Origin of the sequence: Peribacillus acanthi, from assembly GCF_003073175.1 — a bacterium.
Lineage (GTDB): Bacteria > Bacillota > Bacilli > Bacillales > DSM-1321 > Bacillus_BN > Bacillus_BN acanthi.
This window is the reverse complement of record NZ_QBBX01000040.1, coordinates 1-6,350: the sequence shown is the minus strand read 5'-3', so window position 1 is coordinate 6,350 and position 6,350 is coordinate 1. Positions and strand designations below refer to the sequence as shown.

The following is a 6,350-nucleotide window of genomic DNA, read 5'->3' as shown; positions in this document are numbered from 1 at the left end:
GACATATAACACCAAATTAACGAATTTTGAAATACTGAGAAAACCAGAGAAAACGGGCGATTTCGCTTTCTTTATTGAGGGAGGATAGTTGTGCGAAATGTTTCTAGTTTAAATGGAGGATGGACACATCACTCTGGTAAAGGCTAGACAGTTCCTTTCGGAACTGAAGGATTATATCGAAGAATCAAATGATAGGGTAACGCCTTGAAGGGTTCTCTCTTAGTCGAATAGCACTGAATTTAGTAAGAATGATAGTGTTATAAGCTCGGTGAAAAGGCGTGAGAAATTACCGTACCAGTTCGGCTGACGAAAGCCTACTCGATGGAGTGGTGTAATTCATGGTGCTTGAGTTGAGTGAATACGGTGAGAATGCGATTAAACCTACAATAAAAGGTTAAGCTGACGAACTTCTGAATGTACGGGTCTATACCTGCGATACATAGAAATGTGTATATCACCAAATTGTGAGGTTAGATGTGGGTGAGTAAAAATGGCTAATATGAAAATCCATGATACGTTATAGGCGTATGAATGCTAACAGGCTTACAGGAAGCACCTAAGTTCATTCTAAAATAGATTTAATTCAACATTGTAAGCTGATAACGTGGAGGGCTTACTCCCGAAGAAGCGTTGGCAAGGAAAGCATTAATGAAATTAGTTATTGTATAACTTGTCTTTATGTCAGTGAAAGTGGTGGCACAGTACCAATGAAAGGTCTAATCAGCCTGGAGGGATAGCCACTAGACTAATGAAGAATCATTTAATCATGCAAGGCAACTCTTTATCGGTTAATAAGGTTCTTGTGAGACTAATAGAGGTTCACCTCCTACGGGAGGCACCGACTTATTGAAACGGAAGAATTGAGACATGGAAGGTATGTTTATATCAAAAGTGTTAATGATTAAATCGAATTGGATTAGTTGGAACGCCGTATGAGGTGAAAGTCTCATGTACGGTGTGAACGAGGGGAAAAGGGAGCGATAATTTCAAACCCTTACCTATTCGTATTAAGAAGGACTTACCATATTGTTTCATCATAAGGAGAGATTCTTATTGGCAATTAAAAGTAGAATTCCAATTCTAATTGATGATTCTGTTAGAATATCAATTCAAAAGAGAAAGATACCTAGAATAACTGCTCTGAAAGGGGCAGTTATTTTTTATTAAAACTAATATTACGGGAAATAATTACCTGTAATAATTTTGAAATAAATTAACAAAAGATCAAATGGGAAATGGTACAATCATTTGGTTATAAATTCATCTTGAGAAGGGATAATACAGCATGAAACAATTTGGAATGAAAGGACTTACCTTATTATTAGTATTGACACTTTTAATAAATTTGGTCCCGAACGAAAGTTATGCAGATACATCTGCAGACATAACTCTAGAGAATAACCAACAATTATCTGACGATAAACCAAATGTCGATGAGAACAATGAAATTCTTGATTTGAGAACGGAGACATCTAAAACGTATCTGAATCAGGATGGCTCTCATAGGGTCGAAATTTCACAAGAACCAATACATTTTAAAAATGAACAAGAGCAATGGCAACCTATTGAAAATGAATTAATTACCAATAACAATGAAAATGTATACGAAAATAAAGCTAATAATTTTAAAGTGCAATTTGATAAACAACAAGAACCAAACACACCTTTTCTAGAAATTGAAGAGAATAATATATCTGCTCAAATGACGATGGAACCCCTTGAACATACCAAGGAAAAGCCAGCAAAAGTTGAAGCAGTTGTAAAAAACGAATCTATTGTCTATCCAGAAATCTATTCAAACATTGATATTAAATACACTGTGGGTTCTGATAGAGTTAAAGAAGACATTATATATACTGATAAACCGATAGAAGGCTTTCCTAATCAGTTCACATATAGAATGAATTTAGATGGATTAACAGTTAAAGAGCAAGCAGGGGTTATATATCTTTATGATATAAATACTAATGAACCACTTTATTATTTTGAATCTCCTTTTATGTATGATTCTTATATACCTAACGGTTTTAAAACCACCAAGGATTTTAACTCAATCCCAGAAGAATCTAAATCTTATGACGTAGAAATAGAGCATGAAGTCATAGGTGATTACTTATATCTACACGTAATACCAAACAAAGATTGGTTAGAAGATAATAACCGTGTATATCCTATTACGATTGACCCAACCATAGTTAAAATACAGTCATCCACATCTGTAGAAGATACAAATTTAAGAAGTAGTATTCCCACTCAAACCGGTGGAAATGACTTAGAGCTTGGTGGAGGATTATCGAGTGGAAATTTAATTCGATCTCTTTTGAAATTTGATTTAACATCAATACCAATCTCTGCAAAAGTAGTACAATCAAGTCTTAGTTTATGGTTTTCATCGACTAATAATAATTCCCCTATAAACATAAGTTTATATAAGGTTTCTAGAGATTGGAATGAGAATGAAGCTTCTTGGACGTATGCGAAAAAATTACCATCTTTTATTCCATGGTCATATAATGGAGGAGACTATGTAACTAGTAATAAACTAGCAACAGTTAATGGTTTAACATTACCATCTACACTTAATGCTGATAAAAAAGAGTGGAGTATACCAGTTCATATCATTCAAAATTGGCGAAATGATTTGAATACCAATTTCGGCTTTATGATTAAGAGTGATACAGAGGCAATTAATAGTTATAAAAAGTTTATTTCCAGTGAGAATAGTGTCGATACAATATATAAGCCATTATTAAGTGTAACATATACTAATCTAGGAGAGTGTCCAGAACCATCAAATATTGTAACTTTAAATAGTTCTAATAGTTTTATGGCAGACCATTCAGTTCAAAATGGACAGGTTAATTGTTATTCATTTACCCCTTCATTAAGTGGATTATACAAAATTGAAACCAACTCATATTTGGATAATAAAATTGAACAAAACACTTTAATATCAGTATATAAAGAAGATACTGAAAGTCTTATGACCCAAAAAATAGGTTATAATGATGATAAATACGAATCAAAATTTTCTCAATTGTATCTAAAATTGAATGCCAATGAAAAAGTTTATATCAATGTTAATGGAGATCAAAATCAATCGATCGATTATAGACTTATTGTTAATCAAGAGGAAGACATAGATTTTGATGGACTTCCAGATACTTTGGAAACATCAGGGATTAGGATTGGTTATCAAGGAAAATATTTATATACAGTAAACACAGACCCTAATGATAGTGATACCGATGGTGATGGTTTATACGATGGAATAGAATTATTAAATTTAAATCAATATAATTCAACATTAAATATGTATGAATCCATTGATAATCCCACTGTTTTGGAATACGGTGCTCTAAATGGGAATTTCCCTTACAATTTAAGTGATGGATACGATTGGGCTAGCGAAGATATAGTATCGTTAAAAAACCTATTCCTTGTAGCCAAAAACTTAAAAGAGAAAATTGAGTCTCATTTCGAATTTGTGAATAATGGTAATTATGATTTCATACCAGGAGATGATATTGAACAATTAGAATTATATATGGGACAACTTGAATACATCGGTATGAATTATAATGCTTTAGCTGAAGGAACATTGGAAACTATTCGAGAAATTGGATCACCTGATGACCAAGAATGGGTGATAAATCAAAATTGGACTTTTTCATATGAAATTCTTGAAGAAGAGTCGGTTTCTGTTGCTGATGTAGAACCAGATACATATTTTGACCGTATTGGGACTCCGAAGTATGCGTGGCTGGGAACTGCAGTACACAAAGCTATTCAAGATAAATTTAAAAGTTTTTTTGGGTCTAAAGCACGTACTGAATACACGATTCCACAAACTTCTTCAATTAATAAGTCCCGATTAGATATGGCATATGATACAAATATTAATATAAATAATTTAGGAAATGCTTATATATGGGAAATTAAACCAATGTCACAAGCGTCAATGTTTAATTCTTCAATTTACCGCAGCAACGAGAAAAACCAATTGGCTAAATATATTAATAAATACGAAGCACACTGGGGAAAGCGTACATTTAAAGGTACAGTAAACCAATGGAATAGATCGAATGAAATAGTCTATTTAGCAAGTTACAGTAATAGATACAAAGATTATTTAGCATACTATTATCAGATTGATAGAGATCCTGGTTTCGTATATTATATTGCAACTAAGATTCCTAAAAATCCAGATCCAGCAGTAAAACCTGTACCACAAAGAAAGCAAGTTACAGTCTCAGTTGAGGGCAAAAACTTACAAGCTACTACAGTAGCAAGATATAAAAGTACAGATAAGTATCTTGCTGTTGCAGCAATAACTGGTGGTGTTGTTTATCTTATTGTTACAATTGGTAATAACGTAACTGGTGTAGGAGTTGTAGACGATGCTGTTTCTATTCCAATTGCAACCCAAATGATAAGAAGTGGGGTTACCATTTTAAGAGCAAAGCCACTTTAATGAAAATTAGTCAAAGTATTGGAGTGATTGTGTGAGTGATGTAACAAATGTCACCCTCGTTAATAGTGATATAAAAATGGTTAAATCCTTTCTTAATCATCACAAGATAAAAGGTTACGTAATGCCTTTAAATTCAGATTGGTTTGCACTTTTCTTAAAAGATATCGAAAATGAAAACAATATAGCTATTGAATTGTCGAAGAAATTCACATGTCCTTCAATAAGATTCTTTTCTTCTGATGACCTTGGATGGCAGTATACCCTAATGTTAAATGGTATTGTTCAAGAAATGTTTTTAGTAACTTATGAAAATAAAAATAAGTCAGTAAATAGTAATTCATTTAGCAAGCTTATTGAATTAAAAATAGTTGAGAATGAATTATTGTTCAAAAAACTTGATAATATGTTAAAGTTGAGTGATATAGAATGGTTATTTGAAAACAAAGGATTATTCCTTGAGGCACTTAACTTCAGCATGTTAAATGGGCTAAACTTTGAAATAGTTGATGCTTTCAATCCAACTTTACAAAAAAAATATGGTTTAGTTTCAATTAATAAGCAAAGAAGACAAAATTTCACGGAGATAGTAAATATTAATATAGGCAAATACTATGAAGAACATGGCTTTACGATTGATTATACTAATGATGACAAAATCTTCACCTATGTTAAGGTTATTGAAAATTACAGATATTCAATTTTATTTGATATCAGTTCAAAAAACTACCTTCTAGTACAAGTAATTATGCCTTTTATTAGTAATGAATTTGAAACTCTTTTAGAAGAACAAGGTTTTATTAGTTCTTTATCTTTTAAGACGCAGGGTGAATTAAAATCACATATACTTCAATACGGGAAAAACTTTGTAGAAAATCTATTAACGTTGTTTTTTCAAAATAAGATAAATATTGAGAATGATAAAAGTGTATTAAGTAGTAATATAGACAATTTATTCTTACCAAGAGGTTATAATAAACAAATAAATGATGATATTAGAGGAAATCTGGAGTTATCATATGATAACGGAGAAATTAAATTTGTTATAACTAAACCTAGAGAAAAAGCATATTTTTATATCGAACTTTTTATAAATGAAAAAAAATATTTTCTATCATATGTACTCGAATGTTTAGGGTATCCTGATTGTAACCCTATTTTTTCATACAGAAATGAACAAGAATTTATTGAAGTGCTCGATAAAGCAATTAGTATTTTATATTTCATTATAAATAATCTAGATAAACTAGAATAATAAATTTGTTGCTGACCGGACCCTAAAGTGCCTCTTAATGTCTCGCATACCGATATCAGAACCGGAAATTTTGGTGTACAGGAGATATGAGCTACCTTTATTTGTTTCTTAGTCAGTGAAAGAATTGGTCACTTATAATAATATTACAAGATTGGAGTAATGATGAGAAAATATATTTTATAAGAAAGTATGACTATATAAAAACCAAATTAATTTCTTAAGATAAAGGTAATCTAACACTTTTTTTGAACCTTAGAGTAAAAAACAAACTCTAAGGTTCTTTTTTAGTAAGAAGTAGGGTGGGATGTCAAATGAATTTCTTGGTATTCACAATCCCCACATGATGTCTTAAAAATTATATCTTACGTACAACAACTGTAGGCCCAAATTTATTTAATATACAACCTGAAAACAATTACAAAATCATTAGTTACCACCATTTCTATTCTCCAACACCCTTCCTTTTCCTCCTGCCTTTAAGGCGTGCTTCTCCAATGAAAAACAATATCATTGCTTTTATACGAAAAATGGAATGAAACAGATGTAAACGCTAAAATATAGTGAACAGTTTTTGCTCACTTCCAATGAACACTTTTCACCTAATAAGTTCTTTCCTGTAAACTG

General features: G+C 31.6%; 2 protein-coding genes. Both read left to right on the top strand.

What is annotated here, in order from left to right; all coding sequences use genetic code 11:
* The first annotated feature begins 1,285 nt into the window (after positions 1 to 1,285).
* Entirely contained in the window at positions 1,286 to 4,474 is a 3,189-nt protein-coding gene (locus tag DBX25_RS20270) for a DNRLRE domain-containing protein (RefSeq protein WP_108672566.1), read from the top strand.
* Between the two features lie 31 nt (positions 4,475 to 4,505).
* A complete protein-coding gene (locus tag DBX25_RS20265; protein ID WP_108672565.1) occupies positions 4,506 to 5,726 on the top strand; it encodes a hypothetical protein in 1,221 nt (406 codons plus the stop codon).
* The last annotated feature ends 624 nt before the right edge of the window (positions 5,727 to 6,350 follow it).

Excerpts from the sequence above, each read along its gene's own strand:
- DBX25_RS20270 (WP_108672566.1), top strand. The coding sequence starts at position 1,286 with ATGAAACAATTTGGAATGAAAGGACTTACCTTATTATTAGTATTGACA.